The organism is Hyphomicrobiales bacterium, assembly GCA_016125495.1.
In the GTDB taxonomy this organism is placed as follows: domain Bacteria; phylum Pseudomonadota; class Alphaproteobacteria; order Rhizobiales; family RI-29; genus RI-29.
Genome location: WGLQ01000022.1, coordinates 1 through 18996 on the forward strand (window position 1 = coordinate 1; position 18996 = coordinate 18996).

The 18996-nt window shown below is 66.8% G+C and carries 17 protein-coding genes; 15 read left to right on the forward strand and 2 right to left on the reverse strand.

Annotation, left to right across the window (positions count from 1 at the left end):
* Positions 1 to 117: 117 nt before the first annotated feature.
* Positions 118 to 774 carry a hypothetical protein gene (locus GC150_14800; GenBank protein ID MBI1386172.1) on the reverse strand — a complete coding sequence of 219 codons (657 nt, stop codon included), beginning with the start codon at positions 772 to 774 and terminating at the stop codon, positions 118 to 120.
* A 97-nt stretch (positions 775 to 871) separates the two neighbouring features.
* Between GC150_14800 and GC150_14805 the strand changes: the two genes are divergently transcribed.
* Positions 872 to 1174 (forward strand): hypothetical protein, encoded by a 303-nt coding sequence (locus tag GC150_14805; GenBank protein MBI1386173.1) that lies wholly within the window; start codon positions 872 to 874, stop codon positions 1172 to 1174.
* 13 nt (positions 1175 to 1187) lie between these two features.
* On the opposite strand, the gene GC150_14810 is transcribed toward GC150_14805, so the two are convergent.
* The gene (locus GC150_14810) at positions 1188 to 1676 is read right to left on the reverse strand and encodes an AsnC family transcriptional regulator (GenBank protein ID MBI1386174.1); all 489 of its coding nucleotides are present in this window, start codon (positions 1674 to 1676) and stop codon (positions 1188 to 1190) included.
* Between the two features lie 192 nt (positions 1677 to 1868).
* Here GC150_14810 and cobA point away from each other — a divergent pair, with 192 nt between their 5' ends.
* The 14 genes from cobA to GC150_14880 form a co-directional block, all read left to right on the forward strand.
* Positions 1869 to 3332: a uroporphyrinogen-III C-methyltransferase gene (gene cobA, locus GC150_14815; protein MBI1386175.1), complete on the forward strand. Its 1464-nt coding sequence runs from the start codon at positions 1869 to 1871 to the stop codon at positions 3330 to 3332.
* Positions 3333 to 3348: 16 nt separating this feature from the next.
* On the forward strand, positions 3349 to 3648 hold the full coding sequence (locus GC150_14820) for a DUF2849 domain-containing protein (GenBank protein ID MBI1386176.1): 300 nt from the start codon (positions 3349 to 3351) through the stop codon (positions 3646 to 3648).
* Between the two features lie 92 nt (positions 3649 to 3740).
* Positions 3741 to 5405: a nitrite/sulfite reductase gene (locus GC150_14825; GenBank protein MBI1386177.1), complete on the forward strand. Its 1665-nt coding sequence runs from the start codon at positions 3741 to 3743 to the stop codon at positions 5403 to 5405.
* The gene (locus GC150_14830) at positions 5383 to 5877 is read left to right on the forward strand and encodes a DUF934 domain-containing protein (GenBank protein ID MBI1386178.1); all 495 of its coding nucleotides are present in this window, start codon (positions 5383 to 5385) and stop codon (positions 5875 to 5877) included. Before GC150_14825 ends, GC150_14830 begins: the two co-directional genes overlap by 23 nt.
* Positions 5878 to 6004: 127 nt before the next feature.
* A complete protein-coding gene (locus GC150_14835) occupies positions 6005 to 7282 on the forward strand; it encodes a hypothetical protein (protein MBI1386179.1) in 1278 nt (425 codons plus the stop codon).
* Between the two features lie 230 nt (positions 7283 to 7512).
* Positions 7513 to 9531 carry a transketolase gene (gene tkt / locus GC150_14840; protein MBI1386180.1) on the forward strand — a complete coding sequence of 673 codons (2019 nt, stop codon included), beginning with the start codon at positions 7513 to 7515 and terminating at the stop codon, positions 9529 to 9531.
* A 41-nt stretch (positions 9532 to 9572) separates the two neighbouring features.
* On the forward strand, positions 9573 to 10772 hold the full coding sequence (pgk, locus tag GC150_14845) for a phosphoglycerate kinase (protein MBI1386181.1): 1200 nt from the start codon (positions 9573 to 9575) through the stop codon (positions 10770 to 10772).
* A 33-nt stretch (positions 10773 to 10805) separates the two neighbouring features.
* Complete coding sequence (locus GC150_14850) at positions 10806 to 11483, forward strand: c-type cytochrome (protein ID MBI1386182.1); 678 nt, start codon at positions 10806 to 10808, stop codon at positions 11481 to 11483.
* A complete protein-coding gene (soxA, locus tag GC150_14855; protein ID MBI1386183.1) occupies positions 11480 to 12394 on the forward strand; it encodes a sulfur oxidation c-type cytochrome SoxA in 915 nt (304 codons plus the stop codon). Before GC150_14850 ends, soxA begins: the two co-directional genes overlap by 4 nt.
* Positions 12395 to 12457: 63 nt before the next feature.
* Positions 12458 to 13264 carry a bifunctional hydroxymethylpyrimidine kinase/phosphomethylpyrimidine kinase gene (thiD, locus tag GC150_14860; GenBank protein ID MBI1386184.1) on the forward strand — a complete coding sequence of 269 codons (807 nt, stop codon included), beginning with the start codon at positions 12458 to 12460 and terminating at the stop codon, positions 13262 to 13264.
* A gap of 131 nt (positions 13265 to 13395) precedes the next feature.
* Positions 13396 to 15705: an MMPL family transporter gene (locus GC150_14865; protein ID MBI1386185.1), complete on the forward strand. Its 2310-nt coding sequence runs from the start codon at positions 13396 to 13398 to the stop codon at positions 15703 to 15705.
* A 5-nt stretch (positions 15706 to 15710) separates the two neighbouring features.
* The gene (locus GC150_14870) at positions 15711 to 16211 is read left to right on the forward strand and encodes a hypothetical protein (protein MBI1386186.1); all 501 of its coding nucleotides are present in this window, start codon (positions 15711 to 15713) and stop codon (positions 16209 to 16211) included.
* An 802-nt stretch (positions 16212 to 17013) separates the two neighbouring features.
* Complete coding sequence (locus GC150_14875; protein ID MBI1386187.1) at positions 17014 to 18399, forward strand: aromatic hydrocarbon degradation protein; 1386 nt, start codon at positions 17014 to 17016, stop codon at positions 18397 to 18399.
* Between the two features lie 316 nt (positions 18400 to 18715).
* Positions 18716 to 18996 (forward strand): hypothetical protein (locus GC150_14880; GenBank protein ID MBI1386188.1); only part of this gene is annotated, 281 nt, incomplete at its 3' end.

The following is an 18996-nucleotide window of genomic DNA, read 5'->3' on the forward strand; positions in this document are numbered from 1 at the left end:
GTCGATCGCGTTGGCCGGTTCCACCGCTTCGCTCCGCCGCGTGCGCGGCTGCGCTCGGCGCCGGAACCGGCTAAGGAAGACGCCTAGCAGTGTCAGGGATGCTGTCGGTCCAAATTGTCAGGGATGTGCCCGGTCGTTCAATTGAAACTTGCGACCGTCCGCATCTTGTAATCGGTAGTGACTCTGGATGTACTCGGCTGAAAGTGGCTCGTAAGGTATGTTCCAAGTGAAGTTTTCAAAATTCTTTGTATAGAAGAAGATTTTGTCTGATGCTCGGCTCCAAGTTCTACTGTCGCCATGAGTAAAGGTGCGTTTCCATGTGATTTCATTCTGAAAATTGGTAAAGCCAAACACCGCATCCATCAGCACCTTGAGATAATGGCTCGCGGTGGGGTCGCAGTGGAGGTAGATCGAGCCGGTGGGTTTGAGGACGCGATGCAACTCGACCAATCGCACGGCCATGTGCGTGAGGTAGGCCATCATGTCGTTGTCGTTGAGGAACGAGCGCATCGCCCTCAGCATGTTGGCGACGTCGGCGTTCCGGCCCTGCATCACCTCGTCGAAGGCCTGCTCTGCGGCGTTGTTCCAGTGCCAGGTGTCCTCGAACGCCTCGATCTGCGCCTGGCTCTGATCGCCCGACGGTCCACGGAACAGGACATTGTAGGTCGCGTTCGAATTGAACGGCGGGTCGAGGTAGACGAGGTCGACGCTCTCGTCCCGGATGTGCTCGCGCAACACCGCGAGGTTGTCGCCGTAGTAGAGATGGTTGGCCATCGTGCCCCCGCCGCCGAATCCGTCTAACCGTGAACATTCGCCAATTGACACCAAGAACACAAGGCGTACAAGCTCGCCCAATACGGGGAGGGGATTCGTGCGGGTCAAGTCCTACAAGGAGGCCGTGCGGCTCGCGCGCTCAGCCGGCGAGGACGCCGCCAACAGGCGGATGCGCAAGGCCGGCCGCAAGGCGTGGTCGGATGCGGACCACGATCATGCCGCCCGGGTGACCGAAGGCGTCCTCACAGATCTCGGCTTCGATGTCGCCGGCTGGATCGTCATGGCCGGCGTGCCACGTAATGAGCCGCCCGCCCCGCAACCCGCAGGGCGCAAATCGAGGCGTCGGACGGCGGCGTCCTCGGCCGCCAAGCCGGTCCAACTCAGCTTCGGCTTTCCCTGATCCTCCGGCCCTCTCACAGCGGCAGGGCGGTTTCCTGCTTCAGCACCTCCATGGAGAGCATGGAGGTGACGTTGAAGAGGTCGATCTGGGCAACGAGGCGCTTGTAGAAATCGTCGAACGCGCGCGTGGAGCGCACCTGAACCTTGAGGATGTAGTCGATCTCGCCCGCCATGCGGTGTGCTTCCATGATCTCGGGCATGTCCTGAACGATGCGGTGGAAGGCCTCGAGCCAGCCGGCGTTGTGCTGGGAGGTGCGGATCGCGATGAAGAAGGTCTCGCCCAGCCCGGCGCGCTGGGCATCGACGATGACGGCCTGACGGCGGATGACCTTCTCGCTCTGGAGGCGCTGGATACGGTTCCAGACCGCGGTCTTGGAAATCCCGACGCGCTTGGCGAGCCGCTCGAGCGGCAGGGTCGAATCCCGCTGCAACACCTTGAGGATCTCGATGTCGGTCTCGTCCAGTGGAACCTCGGTCCCGTCGCCTGGCCGCGCGCGTGCCATCCGTTCCCTCCCGATCTCGCCCGAAGGAATAGAGTTCCCGTGATGTGGGCGCTGCATTGCCTTTAACGGAACTCTGTTCCCATATCCAGCCCGTCCGCGCCGGATCGTTCACTTCGAGGAGCGAACCGATGCGACCCGGCAGCGACCCGGCTCGGGCGTGCCGGCGGCTCGATCGGGCGGAACCACGACGCCATGCGGCACTATCCCATTTTCATCGACCTCAGCGGGGCGCGGGTGCTCGTCGCGGGTGGCGGCGAGGTGGCGCTCGCCAAATTGCGCCTCCTGGCCAAGACCGAAGCGGCCCTCACCATCCACGCCGAGGCGCCGTGCACGGCGGTCGCGGGGCTGGCCGCCGAGGGCAAGATCACGCTCGTTCGGCGCCGGATCGAACGCGAAGACATGACCGGCGCCCGCCTCGTTTATGCCGCGAGCGGAGATGCCGACGATGACGCGCGCGTCGCCGAGCTCGCAAAGGCCGCTGGCGTTCTGGTCAACGTCGTTGACGAGATCGAGCACTCCGACTTCATCACCCCGGCCATCGTCGACCGTGATCCGTTGGTCGTTGCGGTCGGAACCGAGGGCACGGCGCCAATGCTCGCCCGCCTCGTCAAGGCGCGCATCGAGGAGTTGCTGGCGCCTGCCGCCGGCACCCTCGCCAGGATCGCAGCCGGATTTCGCGAACGCGTGGAGACCCTCCCCGCCGGCGCGGCGCGGCGCGGCTTCTGGCGCCGTTATTTCGAGCGTGACGGCGAGATGGCCCTCGCGCGCGGAGGCGAGGAAGCGCTCGCGCGTCATCTCGAGACCGCGCTCGAAGCCGCCATCGCCGACGTCGAGGAACGGCACGGGCCGCAACCCCTGCCGCCCGTACAACTGGTCGGTGCCGGTCCCGGCGACCCCCGTCTGCTGACGCTCGCGGCGCGCGACGCGCTCTTTGAAGCCGACGTCGTTCTGCACGACCGGCTGGTCGACCCGCGCATCCTCGAACTCGCCCGCCGCGAGGCGATCGTGGTCGAGGTCGGCAAACGTCCGGGCGGGCCTTCCTGGTCGCAGGAAGAGATCAATTCGCTGATGGTCGCGCATGCTCGTGAGGGGCGGCGCGTCGTGCGCCTCAAGTCGGGTGACCCGATGATGTTCGGGCGCGCCGACGAGGAACTGGATGCCCTCGAGGCGGCCGGGATCGTCGCCGAGGTCGTTCCGGGGATCACCGCCGCGAGCGCCGGCGCCGCGCGCATCGCCCGCTCGTTGACCCGCCGAGGGCGCAACTCGGCGATAAAATTCCTGACCGCCCGGGACGTCGAAGGCCTGGCCGAGCACGACTGGCGCGGCCTTGCGCGCGATGACGCAACGCTCGCCGTCTACATGGGACTGGCCGCCGTGCGCTTCCTGCAGGGGCGACTTCTCATTCACGGGCGGGCACCCGAGACGCCTGTCGCGGTCGTCGTCGATGCGACCCGTCCGGGCGAGCGCATCCTCTCCAGCCGTCTCGGGGAACTCGCGGCCGATATCGAAGCGGCGGCGATCACCGGGCCGGCCGTGATCCTGATCGGGCTCGCGCCCCGCGTTGGCGCGGATGCAACCGTCACCGATCGGGCGCACCCGCGCTCATCTGCCTCCACTGAGGTCGCCGCCAGCGTGGCGACCTTCGCAAACCTTTGAACACGAGGACAGCCCCATGGCCAGAAAGCCGCAATCCCATGTCGTCACCGCCAATCACCTCCTCGAGGGGCACAGCGTCTACCTTTCCTCGGGGCACTGGGTTGCCCGCTTCGAAGAGGCCGAGGTCGCGGTTGGCGGGGAGGCGCTCGAGAGCCTCCTTGCCACGGCAAAGCGCGACGCCGCCATCGTCGTCGGCCCCTATGCGATCGCCGTCGAGCGCGCGACGGATGGCCGGCTCGTACCGGTGGAATTGCGGGAGCGGGCACGGCTCGCGGGCCCCTCGGTCGGCATCTCCGTCGCGTCCGTCGCGGCCTGAGGCCTCGAGCGAACTTCGACGGACAACGGCAGTCGAGGCCGTCGCGCCGCATGTTGCGGCACGGACAGCGCCTGAGCGATCGGGAGACGATCATGTACCGCTATGACGAGTTCGATCAGGCGTTCGTTGCCGAGCGCGTCGCCGAGTTCCGTGGACAGGTGGCACGGCGGCTGTCGGGGGCGCTGACCGAGGACGAATTCCGTCCTCTGCGGCTGATGAACGGACTCTATCTCCAGCTCCATGCCTACATGCTGCGCGTGGCCATCCCTTACGGCATGCTCTCCTCGCGCCAACTGCGCCAGCTCGCCATGATCGCCGAGCGCTACGATCGCGGCTACGGCCATTTCACGACGCGCCAGAACATCCAGTTCAACTGGCCGCGCCTCACCGACGTGCCGGACATCCTCGCGCACCTCGCCGAGGTCGAGATGCACGCCATCCAGACCTCCGGGAACTGCATCCGCAATGTCACGACCGATCCCTTCGCGGGTGTCGCGGCGGACGAAATCATCGACCCGCGACCGGTCTGCGAGCTGTTGCGCCAGTGGTCGAGCCTGCATCCCGAATTCAGTTTCCTGCCGCGCAAGTTCAAGATCGCGGTGACAGGTGCCGCGGCCGACCGGGCTGCCGTTTTCTTCCACGATATCGGCCTGAGAGCGGTCGCGGGGGACGGCCGGGAGCCCGGCTGGCAGGTGATCGTCGGGGGCGGGCAAGGGCGCACTCCGATGATCGGCGCGGTGGTGCGCGAGCATGTGCCGAACGGCCAACTGCTCACCTACATCGAAGCCATCATGCGCGTCTACAACCTCTGCGGCCGGCGCGACAACAAGTACAAGGCACGCATCAAGATCCTCGTGCACGAACTCGGCCTCGAGGCGTTCCGAGAGGAGGTCGAGGCCGAATTCGAGACCCTCGGCGTGAGCACGCGCCAGCTCGAGGAAAAGGAACTCGCGCGCATCGCGACTTATTTTTCCGCTCCCGGTTATGCGCCGGCACCGGGCGATGAGGCCGCGCTCACAACTGCCAGGGCGCTCGATGGCGTCTTTTCGGCCTGGGTCGAGCAGAATGCCTTCCCGCACCGGGTGCCGGGTCATGCTGCCGTCACCGTCACCCTGAAGCGGCCCGGGGGCGAGCCGGGCGATGCCACGGCCGCGCAGATGCGTGGGCTCGCCGATCTCGCCGACCGCTTTTCGCGGGGGGAATTGCGCGTCACGCACGAGCAGAACATCGTCCTCGCCCACGTCCGCAAGAAGGACCTGAAGGCGCTCTGGGAAGGTCTTGCCGCGCTCGATCTCGCCGAGGCGAACCGTGGTCTCGTCACCGACATCATCGCCTGCCCGGGTCTCGACTATTGCGCGCTCGCGACCGCCCGCTCGATCCCCATCGCCCAGAAGATCTCCACGCGCTTTGCCGCTCCCGAGCGCCAGCGCGAGATCGGTCCGCTCGCCATCAAGATCTCCGGCTGCATCAACGCCTGCGGCCATCATCACGTTGGCCACATCGGCATCCTCGGTCTCAACAAGGCGGGCGAGGAATATTACCAGATCACGCTCGGTGGCGACGCGACGGAAAATGCCGCGATCGGCGAACGGGCGGGTCCGGGCCTTTCGTCCGACGAGGTGGCCGATGCCATCGAGCGCCTCGTCGACCACTACATCGCGGTGCGCCAGGAGGGCGAGCCCTTTCTTTCCGCCTATCGCAGGCTCGGAGCCGATGGTTTCAAGGAGGCACTCTATGCTGATCGCCAGAACCGGTGAGATCGCCAACGGCTGGCATCGCCTCGACGACAGCGCGCCGATCCCCGAGGGCGGCGACATCATCATCTCCCACCGCCGGCTCAACGAGCGGCTGCAACACGAGACCGCGCACGGGCGCATCGGCCTCGAGGTCGCCAACGACATCGACGTTGGCGATCTCGCCGGCGTGCTCGCGCGCCTGACGCTGATCGCCGTCGAGTTTCCCTCGTTCGCCGACGGGCGCGGGTTCTCCATCGCGCGGCGCCTGCGCCATCTCGGCTTCAACGGAGAACTGCGCGCCGTCGGCCCGCTCATCGCGGACCAGCTCTCGCACGCCATCGGCTCGGGCTTCGATACCGTCGAGATTCCCACCGCTCTCGCCGAACGCCAGCCCGCCGCGCATTGGCTCGCCGCGCTTACCACCGTGACGACGGCTTATCAGGGCAACACGCGCGGCCGCCGAAGCATCCTGGAGGCACGGCACGGCGGCTGAGACCTCGCCCCGGCGACGAACTCCAGGCAGACGCGAAAACCTCATTGTTTTCATATCGCTGGCAACCGCCAGTTAAGCATTCTCGGCAATTCTCGGGGCGTCCCTTTGGTCCCGAGTAGAGGATGCCATGTCCGCATTGGCCCGTACCGTCGATGGCGCAGCCGAGGCTGATAGCCAGCAAGCCGACCTTCCGAACGACAGCGAGAATGCCGCACCCGCCGGCCCGGTCCTGCAGACCGGCGGCCAGCGGGCCAGCCTCGGCCTCGCCGATCTCTTGAAGCATGCCGCCGAGGTCTCCGGCCGTTCCCTCCAGCAAGTCCTGACCGAAATAGCCCGCCTCGCCTTCGGTCCGGGCAAGATTTCGACGGACGAATATTTTGCCCTCGGCCTCTACGACGACGTCGCGCTCGCGGGCGCCGACAAGCGCGCATTCGTCGGCGTCAAGGCCGCGCGTCAGATCTGGGTGGACGTCAACCACCGCCACGACTGGTACGGCTTCATCGACGACAAGCTGGCGGTCGAAGCCATGCTTCGGGGCGTCGGCCTCGCCACCACCGAGACCGTCGCGCTCGTCGCGCGCGGGCGCAAGCGCCCCGGCCTTGTTCAAATCGACGGCCGCGATGGCCTGCTCGGCTTCCTGCGCAATGGCGAGAATTTTCCCCTGTTCGGCAAGCCGCACGCCTCGCTTCGCAGCTATGGTGCCGCCAGCTTCATCGCCTACGAAGCCACGACGGACAGCCTCATCGGGCGCTTCGGTCAGACCGTGACGGTCGAAAAGTTCGCCGACGAGGTGATGGCCAACTATGCCGACGGCTATCTCTTCCAGCGCCTCCTCAGCCCGCACGAAGACATCGCGCGCCTCTGTGGTGATCGCATCGCCACCATCCGCGTCGTCACGCTCGCCGACGAGGCGGGGCCGGCGGTGTTGCGCACCGCCTGGAAGATTCCGGCGGGCGGGAGCGTTGCCGACAACTATTGGCGCGGCAACCTGCTCGCCACCCTCGATCCCGAGAGCGGCGTCGTGACCCGCGCCGTGCGCCATTCGGGTGCAATCGCCCGGGTCGCGGAGACGCATCCCGACACCGGCTCGGCGCTCGTCGGGGCCGTCGTGCCGCACTGGCAGGCGGTCAACGAGATCGCCTGCGATGCCGCGAGCCTCTTTCCGGGGATCCCGCTCATCGGCTGGGACATCGCAGTGACGCCGGCCGGGCCGGTCATTGTCGAGCCGAACCACACACCGGACTTCATCCTGCCGCAGATCGCGGACCGTCGCGGCGTTCTCGACGAACGCCTCTCGGCTGCCGTCGCGCGTGGCAAGGCGAATGCAAAGGCCCGCAAGCAGGCTCTCAAGGCATTCGATCGCCGCGAGGGAATGGGCCGTGTGCGTCAGGTGGTCAAGGGCTGATCCCCTCACCCGCTCCCTGAAGCCGGAACCGACCTCCATGAACGCCGTCGACGGTCCCTGTCGGCGGCGTTTTGCGTTTCGCATTGGCTTGGGAGAGAGCGCGCGGCCCGGTGGACGCCCGCTGCGCCAGGCGCTAAACCGGCCCGCATGACGCCCTGGCGCGGCCGTGCCGGCACGCGGGGCGCGCCTGCGTTCCACGGTCGTCCCTCGACCATCTCTTGGAGAACACGATGCCAGTAGCGCCACGCCAGAGCACGACCGGCGAGGTCGCCCATAGCGATATGGCGAATGCCATCCGCGCACTGGCGATGGACGCGGTCGAGGCCGCCAAGTCGGGGCATCCCGGGATGCCGATGGGCATGGCCGATGTCGCGACGGTGCTGTTCACACGCTTCCTCAAGTTCGATGCGAGCGATCCGCAATGGCTGGACCGCGACCGCTTCGTGCTTTCGGCCGGCCATGGCTCGATGCTGCTCTATGCGCTCTTGCATCTGACCGGTTATGAGGACATGCCGCTCGCGGAACTGCGCAATTTCCGCCAGCTCGGCGCCAGGACCGCCGGGCATCCCGAGTTCGGGCACGCCCAAGGCATCGAGACGACGACGGGCCCGCTCGGCCAGGGGCTCGCCAATGCGGTCGGCATGGCGCTCGCCGAACGTCTCCTCAACGCCCGTTACGGCGATGGCATCGTCGACCACCATACCTACGTGATCGCTGGCGACGGGTGTCTCATGGAGGGCATCTCGCAGGAGGCGATCACGCTCGCCGGCCACTTGCGCCTCGGCAAGCTGATCGTGCTGTTCGACGACAACGGCATTTCCATCGATGGGCCGACCTCGCTCTCGACCAGCGAGGATCAGATCGCCCGCTTCGAGGCCGCCAGCTGGAACACGCTCGCGATCGACGGCCACGATGCCGATGCGATCGCAACGGCCCTCACCAAGGCCAAGGCCGATCCCTCCAAGCCGTGGCTCATCGCCTGCAAGACGACGATCGGGTTCGGAGCGCCGACCAAGGCCGGCAAGGCCGCCGCGCACGGCTCGCCGCTCGGCGCCGAGGAGATCGCGGGGGCGCGGGCCAAGCTCGGCTGGCCGCACGCGCCCTTCGAAATTCCAGCGAGCATCGCCGAGGCCTGGCGCAAGGCTGGAACTCGTGGGAGCGCCGCCCGCGCGGCATGGACGGGCCGCTTCTCCGAACTGGACGGCGCGCGCCAGGGCGAACTTCGCGATCCGGGCACCGCGCACGCCCCGGCGATCGCCGCCGCGATCGAAGCTGCGAGAAAGGCCGCGGCCGCGGAGACCACGCAGAAGGCAACGCGCGTCTGGTCCGAATTGACGCTCGAACGCCTCGCCGCCGCTTCACCTGCGCTGATCGGTGGCTCGGCGGATCTCACTGGCTCCAACAACACGAAGGCCAAGTCGCAGGCGGTCGTCAAACCCGGCGATTTTGCAGGCAGCTACATCCACTACGGCATCCGCGAGCACGGCATGGCGGCGGCCATGAACGGCATCGCCCTGCACGGCGGGCTCATCCCCTACGGCGGCACGTTCCTGGTGTTCACCGACTACTGCCGGCCATCGATCCGCCTTTCCGCGCTCATGGGCCAGCGCGTCGTCTACGTCATGACGCACGACTCGATCGGTCTCGGCGAGGACGGGCCGACGCACCAGCCGGTCGAGCATCTGGCGGCGCTGAGGGCAATCCCGAACCTCCAGGTGTTCCGCCCGGCCGACGGCGTCGAGACGGCCGAATGCTGGGCCCTGGCACTCGCAACGACCGACGCGCCGTCCGTGCTCGCGCTGACCCGCCAGAATGTCCCCAACCTGCGCACCGCCATCACTACGGAGAATGCGTCGGCGAAGGGCGCCTATGTGCTGCGCGAGGTCGAGGGCAAGCGCGATGTGACGTTGCTCGCGACCGGCTCGGAAGTCGGCCTCGCCGTCGCCGCCGCCGATCTCCTCGCCAAGGAGAGCATCGCGGCAGCCGTCGTCTCCGTCCCGAGCTTCGAACTCTTTCGCGCGCAACCCGAGAGCTACCGCATGGCGGTGCTCGGCGAGGCGCCACGGGTCGGTATCGAGGCTGCCGTCGAGATGGGCTGGCGCGAGTGGCTGCGCTTTTCGGATCGCTTCGTCGGTATGGCGGGCTTCGGCGCTTCGGCTCCTGCCGGCAAGCTTTATGCGCATTTCGGGATCACCACGGAACGGGTGGCCGAAGAGGCCCGCGCCCTCATCGCCGACCGGTCGGCCTGAAACGGCGTCTTCACCGCAGCCGAGCAAGACGGAAATCGATGATGGATCTCGGTGCCCTCAAACCTGCGACCTCGGCCGACGTACGCGGCAAGCGCGTGCTCGTGCGCGCCGACCTCAACGTGCCGGTCAATGGCGGCAAGGTCAGTGATGCAACCCGGATCGAACGCTTCGTGCCGACGGTGCGCGACCTTGCCGCACGCGGCGCGCGCGTGGTCGTCATCTCGCATTTCGGGCGCCCGAAGGGAGCTGACCCCACACTCACGCTCGCGCCCGTGGCGGCGGCACTGGCCGAGCGGTTACCGGGCATTGCCGTCACTTTCACCCCACATGTGATCGGCGACGGCGCGGCGGACGCGGTCGCGGCCCTCGGCGACGGCGAGGTGGTGGTGCTGGAAAACGTTCGCTTCGATCCGCGCGAGGAAAAGAACGAGGCGGCCTTCACGGCGGCACTCGCTGCGCTCGGCGACGTCTACGTCAACGACGCCTTCAGCTGCGCCCATCGCGCGCACGCCTCGACCGAAGGCCTCGCCCACCATCTGCCGGCCTACGCCGGCGGCCAGATGATGGCCGAGATCGAGGCACTGCGGACCGCGCTCGAACAGCCCCGCCGCCCCGTCGCGGCCCTCGTCGGTGGCGCCAAGGTTTCGACCAAGATTCCGGTGCTGACCCACCTCGTCGCCAAGGTCGACGTCCTCATCATCGGGGGTGGGATGGCCAACACGTTCCTGCTCGCGAACGGACATCCCGTCGGCAAGTCGCTCTGCGAGCCCGATCTCGTTGCCACGGCCCGTGAGGTTCGCGAGGCCGCGAAGGCCGCCGGCTGCGAGATCGTGCTGCCGGTCGATGTCGTTGCCGCCGATGGCTTTGCTGCCAATGCCCCGCACGCAATCTATGGTGTCGAGACCGTACCGGCCGATCGCATGATCCTCGACGTCGGGCCAGCGACGACGGCGCTGCTCGCCGCCCGGCTCGCGTCGTGCGCCACGCTGCTCTGGAATGGGCCGCTCGGTGCGTTCGAACTCACGCCCTTCGATGCCGGGACGATGCAACTCGCGCGCGCCGCCGCCGACCTGACGGACGCGGGCCGGTTGACGACGGTGGCGGGCGGTGGCGACACGGTCGCGGCTCTCAACGTCGCGGGCGTCACGGACCGTTTCACCTATGTATCAACGGCCGGCGGGGCATTCCTCGAATGGCTCGAGGGCCGCGAGCTTCCGGGTGTTGCCGCGCTCGCTCGCTGAAGCGGGACGGTGCTGCTCTGAGGAGGTCGATGCATGCGCCTCACCAGCCTGCGCATCACGTGCCTCATCATAACGCTCGTGACTGGCATCTTCGCCATGTCCGCCGCGACGCGCGCACAGACGCCGTCCGGACCGGCCACGATCGGCCCAGCGCCGGGCAGCGCTGACATTTCGGACCATGCCGGCGCAGAGGCGCCGCCCGAGGCGCCGGAGGACGAGCCGGCTTCGGCGCAATGGTCCTATCAGGCTTGCAGCGGTCCCGGCACGCCGGTCGTCACGAACTATCTCGTCGTGCCCGGCGCGCACATTCCAGGCGCCGTTGTCGAACCGCTCGTCGACACCGTCTTCGATGCCAAGCGCGGTGCGGCCATTTTCGCGGACCAGGAGGCCGGCAACTGTATCGCCTGCCACCAGGTGACGCCGCCGGAGGGCCTCGTTGCCATGGACGATGCGGCGACGGCCGCGCTCTGGTCCGCGCAGGGCACGCTCGGTCCCGCGCTCGACGGCGTCGCCGACCGCTACTCGCGCGCCGAATTGCGTTTCATCCTGCTGGAGCCGGAGCGGGCATTCGACGACCCGCTCACAGTCAAACCGGCCTATCACCGCATCGAAGGCCTCAACAATGTGGCGTCTGCCTGCATCGGGCGTCCGGCGCTTAGCGCCTATGCGATCGAGGATCTCGTCGCGTTTCTCTCCCTCTTGAGGAAATGATGGGCAGCGGGACAAATTGCGCGGTGCAAGGAGCGACATGGTGCCGGGCGATTGCCGGGCGCATGCTCCGGCTCGCGGGTCTTCGCGCCCGGCGCCGCGGCATCCTCGCTGGCGCCCTCTTCATCGCGCATGCGTTGGCCGTCGATCCAGCTGGCGCGCAGGACGGTCGTTCTGGCGCCGTCGCCCCGCTCAACCGCGAGAGCCCGCTCAGCGAACTCTGGTCCGGCTACCGGTTCATGCCCCTCGCGCTGCGGCGCATCGAGGACGACGGCGCCCAGAATCCGGCGAGCCTCTGGCTGGACGAGGGAGAGCAGCAGTGGAACCTGCGCGAGGGCGAGGCGGACCTCTCTTGCGCACGCTGCCACAACGATGCCCGCGTTGCGATGCGCGGGGCAGCGACACGCTATCCGCGCCACGACATCGCCAAGGGTCGCCTCATCGGGCTCGAGGAGCGGATCAACATTTGCCGGGTGGACCACATGCGGGCGCCGGCGCTCGAGCGCGGCACTGATGAACTCCTCGCGCTGACGATCTACGTGCGCCGCCAGTCGCAGGGCATGGTGCTCAACCCGCGCGTGACCCGGCGCGAGAAGGAAGCGTTCGAGCTGGGGCGGCAATACTTCGAGGCCCGGCGCGGCCAGTTCAATCAAGCCTGCCATGCCTGCCACAGTCGCAGCGTCGGGCGCTCGCTTCGGGCAACGACGCTGAGCCAGGGGCAGTCGAATGCCTTTCCGGCCTATCGCGCGGCCTGGGGCCGGCCAGGCTCGTTGCACCGGCGGTTCCAGGAATGCAATAAGCTGGTTCGCGCGGCGCCACTGGACGAGGGGTCGCCCGAGTACCTCGCCCTCGAGCTCTATCTCGGCTGGCGAGGCGCGGGACTGCGGATCGAGGGACCGGCAGTGCGACCGTGACTAGCGGAACCGCGGATGCGGGCTTCGCCCGCCCCTCGGGCGGACTTTCGGAGGATCGACCTCGTGACCACCCCGATTGCTCTGACCATCGCCGGCTCCGACCCGTCGGGCGGTGCCGGCATCCAGGCTGACCTCAAGACCTTCGCTGCACACGGCGTCTACGGCGCGAGCGTCATCGTCGCGCTCACGGCTCAGAACACGCGCGGCGTCACCGCCATCCATGAAGTGCCAGGCGCCTTCGTGGAGGCCCAGATCGACGCAGTGCTCGACGATCTCCAGGTGACCGCTGGTAAGATCGGCATGCTCGCGACGAGTGAGATCATCCTCGCCGTCGCACGGGCGCTCGATCGATCCCGGGCGTTCCCATTGGTGGTCGATCCGGTGATGGTGGCAACGAGCGGCGATGTGCTCTTACAGCCCGAGGCCGAGGCGGCACTGCGCGAGTTCATCCTGCCCCGCGCGTTGCTACTGACCCCCAACATGCCGGAGGCGGCGCGACTGCTCGGCACCTCGATCGCCGACGGTGACGACGAATTGCAGCGTCAGGCCGAGGCGCTGCTGGCGCTCGGTCCGCAGGCGGTGCTGGTCAAGGGCGGGCATGGCGGCGGTGGCGAAGCCGTCGATGTCTTCTTCGATGGCGGTGCGCCGGTGTTCCTGCGGGCACCGCGCATTCCGACCCGCAATACGCACGGCACCGGGTGCACGCTTTCGGCCGCCATCGCCGCGCGGCTCGCGACGGGCATGCGGCTCGCCGATGCCGTGCGCGCGGCCAAGAGTTACGTCAGCGCCGCGATACGGGCCGGTTCGATGCTGCGCATCGGGCATGGCAACGGCCCCCTCGACCACGCCGCCGCCGGTCGCACGCTCTGAGCGCGCCCCATCCGCTACAACGATCGGGGATGCGCGCCCCGGCGTGGACCTTCAGCCACGTGTCCCAAGCCCAGATGGTCATCGCAACAGAAATGCCTTGGCGTGCAACGGCGCTCGGCTAGGAAGGAACGATGCACTCCTTGGGATTCGGATTGGAGCGACTGGGCTACGTGGCGTTGCGCGCCCCGTTGGCAACGCTCGCTTTCATCGTGCTTCTGACGGCCGCGAGCGTGCTCGGGCTGCCGCGCCTCCTGGCCGACGACGCGCTCAGCGAGCTGTTCCGCGCGAACACCCCCGAATTCAAAGCCTACGAGCGGATGAGCAACCGCTTTCCGGCGAGCGAGTTCGACGTTCTCGTGGTCGTCGAAGGCGCGGATCTGCTGACACCGGAGCAGTTCGAACGGGTGCGTTCGGCGCATCTCGATCTCGAACTCGCCGATGGAGTGGCCGGCGTTCTATCCGTGTTCTCGATGCGCGACCCACCCGACGAGAGCGGTTTTCCGCCGCCGATGATCCCGGATGAGTTGCCCGAAGGAGCTTCGTTCGACGAACTCATGAAGCGGGTCGCCGCGCATCCGCTGCTGCAAGGGCGGTTCCTTTCGATCTCGGATGGCACCCGTCCGCACCTGACGGTGCTGGTTGTCAGTCTCAACCGCGAATCCCTCAGCCATCGCGGTCTCGACCCGGCGCTGGGCGCGGTCGGCGGCGTGCTCGACCAGGTTTTCGAAGAATCCGGCCTCACCGTCACGCTCTCGGGCGCTCCGGTGATGCAGCGCGAGATCCGCGAAGCGATCCGCCGCGACCGGGTGACCTACAACGCGGCAGGCCTCGCGATCGGGATCCTCATCTGCTGGGCCTTCTTTCGCCGCCTCAGCCTGGTTCTCGTGGCCTCGGTCTGCCCGATCCTCTCGGTCGTCTGGGCGATGGGCGCTCTCGGCTGGATGGACCAGAAACTCAACACGTTCATCAACGTCATTCCGCCATTGGTCATGGTGATCGCCTTTTCCGACGCCATGCACATGGTGTTCGCCGTGCGGCGGCACTTGGCGGCCGGCCATTCCAGCATCGAAGCGGCCCGGCACGCCACTGCGACCGTCGGGCCGGCGTGCGTGCTGACGTCCCTCACCACGGCCGTCGCGCTGCTGACGCTGACCTTCACGGACTCGGCGATGATCCGCCAGTTCGGCCTCGCGGCGGCATTCGCGACAGCGCTCGCTTTCATCGCCGTCATGCTGGTCGTGCCGATGGCGGCCGTGCTGCTCTATCGCGACACCTCGCGCTTCGTGCGCGAGGAGGGATCACGAAGCCATGGCCTGCGCTGGTTGCAGCGCTTCAGCGAGGGCATGGCGGGCTTCATTCGGCGCCACGCGCGCGCGATCGCCGTGCTCGGGGTCGTCTCGTTCGTCGCCTTCACCCACCTTCACCTGCAACTCGAACCGCACTACCGCCTCAGCGACGAGGTTCCCGGGAGCAACCAATCGGTCGGCGCCGCCGAGACCCTCGAGGAGCGGCTGACCGGCGCCCATCCGTTGCACATCATGATCGCATGGAAGGAAGGCCTCTCGGTCACCGATGCGCCCGTTCTCGACGCCCTGGCGGACGCGCACCGGCTGCACGAGGCACATCCCTCGGTCGGCAACGTCTGGTCGGTGGAGACCCTTCGCCGCTGGCTGGCCGAAATCGGTGTGACCGAGCGCGCCAAGATCGCCGAGTATCTGGCGCTACTGCCGCAGCATCTGACCGCGCGCTTCTACAACCCCGAGGCGCGTTCAGCACTGGTCACGGGGCGGCTGCCGAGCCTCGATGCCGACGAGGCGGTGCCGATCATGCGCGATCTCGACGCCCGGCTGGACGAATTGCGCAAGCGCCATCCGGACGTGACCTTCACCGTCACCGGGCTCGCCGCGGTGTCCGCGCTCCAGAGCGCCAGCATGATCCGGCAACTCAACTTCGGCCTGTTCTCGGCGGTCGCGATTGTCATGGTGCTGATTGCGCTGGCGTTTCGATCGCTGCGTCTCGCGCTGCTGAGCTTCGTGCCGAATCTCTTTCCGATCGTCGCCGCGGGGGCTTTCCTCTACTTCACGGCGGACGGACTCGCCTATGCCAGTGTCATCGCACTCACCGTCGGTTTCGGTCTCGCCGTCGACTGCACCATCCACTTCCTCGCCCGCTTGCAGCGCGAGCAACAGGGCGAACCGCGTGTCGAGCGCGCTGTTACGGCCACAATCGGCCACATTGGTCCGGTTCTGATTCTGACGACGCTTGTTCTCATCGTCGGTCTCGCCGTAACAATGGCAAGTGATTTGCCGTCGATGCAGTTATTCGGCAAGCTGACGGTACTGACGCTGGCAGGTGCCCTTTTCGGTGATCTCGTTATCCTGCCGGCAATCGTTTCTGCTTTACGAAGCGTAGTGCCAGAACGAAACCCTGATACGGGATGAGATCGATGACCGCTAAGAATGGAAGAACCGTGCTGCGTAGCGCGGCCCTCGGGCTTGCTGCTGTCGCCGCCACGATCATGGGTGGTCTGTCCGCCGAAGCCGCGTCGTTCGCGGATCTGAGTGGCAGCTGGAACGGACGCGGCTGGATCACGCTGAACAACGGCGGCCGCGAGCGGGTGCAGTGCCGGGTGGTCTACGAGGCGCAGGGAACCAACCGCATCGTGCAGAACCTGCGGTGCGCGAGCACCAGCTACAAAATCGATGCGACGAGCCACGTGCAGCGCAGCGGCAACGCCCTTTACGGCACCTGGACGGAAAAGAGCTTCGACGTCGAAGGTTCGCTGTCGGGCGAGGCGCTGGACGATGGTTTCAGCCTTTCGCTCTCCGGCAACGTCTTCAACGCCGGCATGTCGGTGCGGCTCGATGGCGGCTGCCGCCATGATCTCAACATCAATGTGCACGGGATCGACATCCGCAACGTGTCGATGGGCTTGCGCAAGTGTTGAGGTCGTCCCCTCACCACTTGGCGGCGTGATCGCCGCGAAGGCTGTCCCAACCGCTTACCGATGACGGCGCCCCAGTGGCGCCGTTTCGTCTTTGCGCACCGCCCGCCAGAGGTAGGCGGTAATCCATCGGCATCATTGGCGGTCCGCGCGGCGGTCGAAACCGTTGCTGTCGCCGGCGTTGCTTGCGATCGGAAAGGATCGCCACGCCTGTTGTGGCCGTGTGGTGACACCTGCGCCCAGTACGCACCAACCCCCTTGCCGCGAACCGCGTGCTCTGACACATTCAATTCACGAATGCGTCGGGTGGCGATACGTCACCAACCTTCTAAAAGCGCGAGACGAGTCGGGGGGCAAGTATCGCGCTTTGGGCCTGCGCTTGGAGCGCGGCCCACTCTTCTGGGGGGCCGTTCGGGCAAGGGCCAGGACGGCGCACTGACAAGGCCGATCCACGATGGGTCGGCCTTTTTTCTTCTCTCATGCTTTTTTTGGCGGGGCCATTTGCCATGTCGCGGCCGGTCGTCCATCGCGAGCTCGTCGGGCGCGATCCGTATTCCGCCCAATTGTGGCAGACTTGACACAATCCCGCTGAAACCCGTTCGGTCGCCGACATCGGCAGCGTTTACGCTTTGGCGCGCTGCCCCGTCCAGGCGTATAGGTGGACGACGTGCCGGCATGTTGGGGAAACGCCGAAGGGTCGATCCCGCTTCGGAGCAGATGCAGGGCAACAGCGGCGCATCGCACAGCCTTGTAGACACATCCCGATGCGCCGGGGAACGGGAAAGCGGTTTGGGGGGAGAAGGCAATGACGAGATTCCATCAGAGCACTGCTCTCGCCACGCTGGCCGTTCTGGGGACGGTTTCACTGGCGCAGGCTGGCGGTTTCGCGGTGCGCGAACAGTCTTCGACCAGCCAGGGCGCATCCTTTGCAGGGGCGGCCGCGGACAACACCCTGAGCGGCATGTACTGGAACCCGGCAGCCGTCGCGAACCAGAATGGCTTCAACTCGGAGAGCCATTACTCCGTGATCCTGCCGGACAGCGAGATCACCAACGTGACTTACACGCTGGGTGGCGCACCGGTTCCGAACGGTGCCGTGAACCCAGGCAACTCCGGTGACTCGTCGGGTCAGATCGGCAAGACGGCGCTGGTCTCGTCGAGCTATTACAACTATCAGATCGACCCGAGCCTCTACGTCGGCATGAGCATCAACGCGCCCTTCGGCCTCGTCACGGAGCCGGAGAACCGCAACTGGGCCGGCTCGCTCCTCTCGCGCACGTCCGATATTTTCAACATCGTCGGCACGCCGACACTCGGCTACCGCATCGCCCCCGGGGTCACACTCGGCGCGGGTGTGCAGATCGGCTACATGGAAGGGACGCTGAAATTCGGTCGCGCGAACCTGCCCAATCTCTTCTACAACGGCGACGACTACGCCATCGGCTGGACGGCCGGCATCATGCTGGAGCCGGGCACGGGCACGAAGATCGGCCTCGGCTATCGCTCGCAGATGGAATACGAGCTGGAGGGCAAGTTCGGCGACAACCTCCTCAACACGCGCTTCGGCGCGAACGTTGAATTGACCACGCCGGATATCGTGACCTTCAGCATCACCCAGGCAGTGGCTCCAGGGGTGCGCGTGATGGGCACCTTCGAGTGGACCGACTGGAGCGATTTCAGCCAGCTCAACATCGTCCCGACGGAAACCGGTGTCGCGACGCTCCTCGCGCTGGGCGCCAATACGCTGCCGACCGGTGGTGTTTCCGTGGCCGGCCAGACGTTCGCATCGCTCAACGCCAACTGGGAGGACGCTTGGTTCGCCTCTGTCGGCTTCGAGTACGACTATTCGGCCGATACGACCTTCCGCGCCGGCCTCGCATACGAGGAGAGCCCGATCCAAGCGGCGGCGAACCGGCTGACTGCCGTGCCGGACAACAACCGGATCTGGTTGTCCGCGGGCCTCTCGACGCACGTCGGCCAACTTCTCCCGAGCCTGTTCGGCGGCACCAGTGATACGACCCTCGACTTTTCCTACACCCACATCTGGGTGGAGGACGCCGATATCGAGCGCGAGTCGATCTCGAACAGCAATCTCGTCTTGCACGCCGAGTCGAACGACGCGTCGGTCGATATCATCTCCTTCGCACTCCGCACCAAGTTCGGCGCCGAGCCGACGGGTTCGTACAAGTAATCCGGAACGCCGGCTGCGTTCTTGCTCTCGGAAGGCGGCACCCTCGGGTGTCGCCTTCTTTGTTGCAGCGGTTCTGATCACTTGATCGCGTGCGACAGTGGGGCAACCACGGCCGAGGGGCACGCGCGAGGGCGATCGATTCCCGTCGCCGACGCCACCTCATCGCAAGGGGACGCGAGCCAAGGCTGAGGTGCCCATGTTCGCGGGCTGCCGGCACTGCGCGGACCTCAGATGGCACCTTCAACGGTCGCATTGCCCGCGGCGCGATCCGCGCCTATGGATCGCGCGTAGTTCTTGGGCAAGAAAGGACGAAGCGATGGTGACGGTGCTGGAGCAGGGCAAGCGCGTTTCCGAGACGGCAACCGAGGCTGGTCGCGGTCAACTCCTGGCCGACGCCGCCGGTCGCACCGAGCGCCACCCCGAAAAGGCGCACCGTCCCGAGACCCCCCTCCAGCGCAAACCCGCTTGGCTCCGCGTGAAGGCGCCGGGCTCGCAGATCTACCAGGAGACGCGCGCGATCGTGCGCTCCGAAGGGCTCCATACGGTTTGCGAGGAGGCCGGCTGTCCGAACATCGGCGAGTGCTGGTCGAAGCGGCA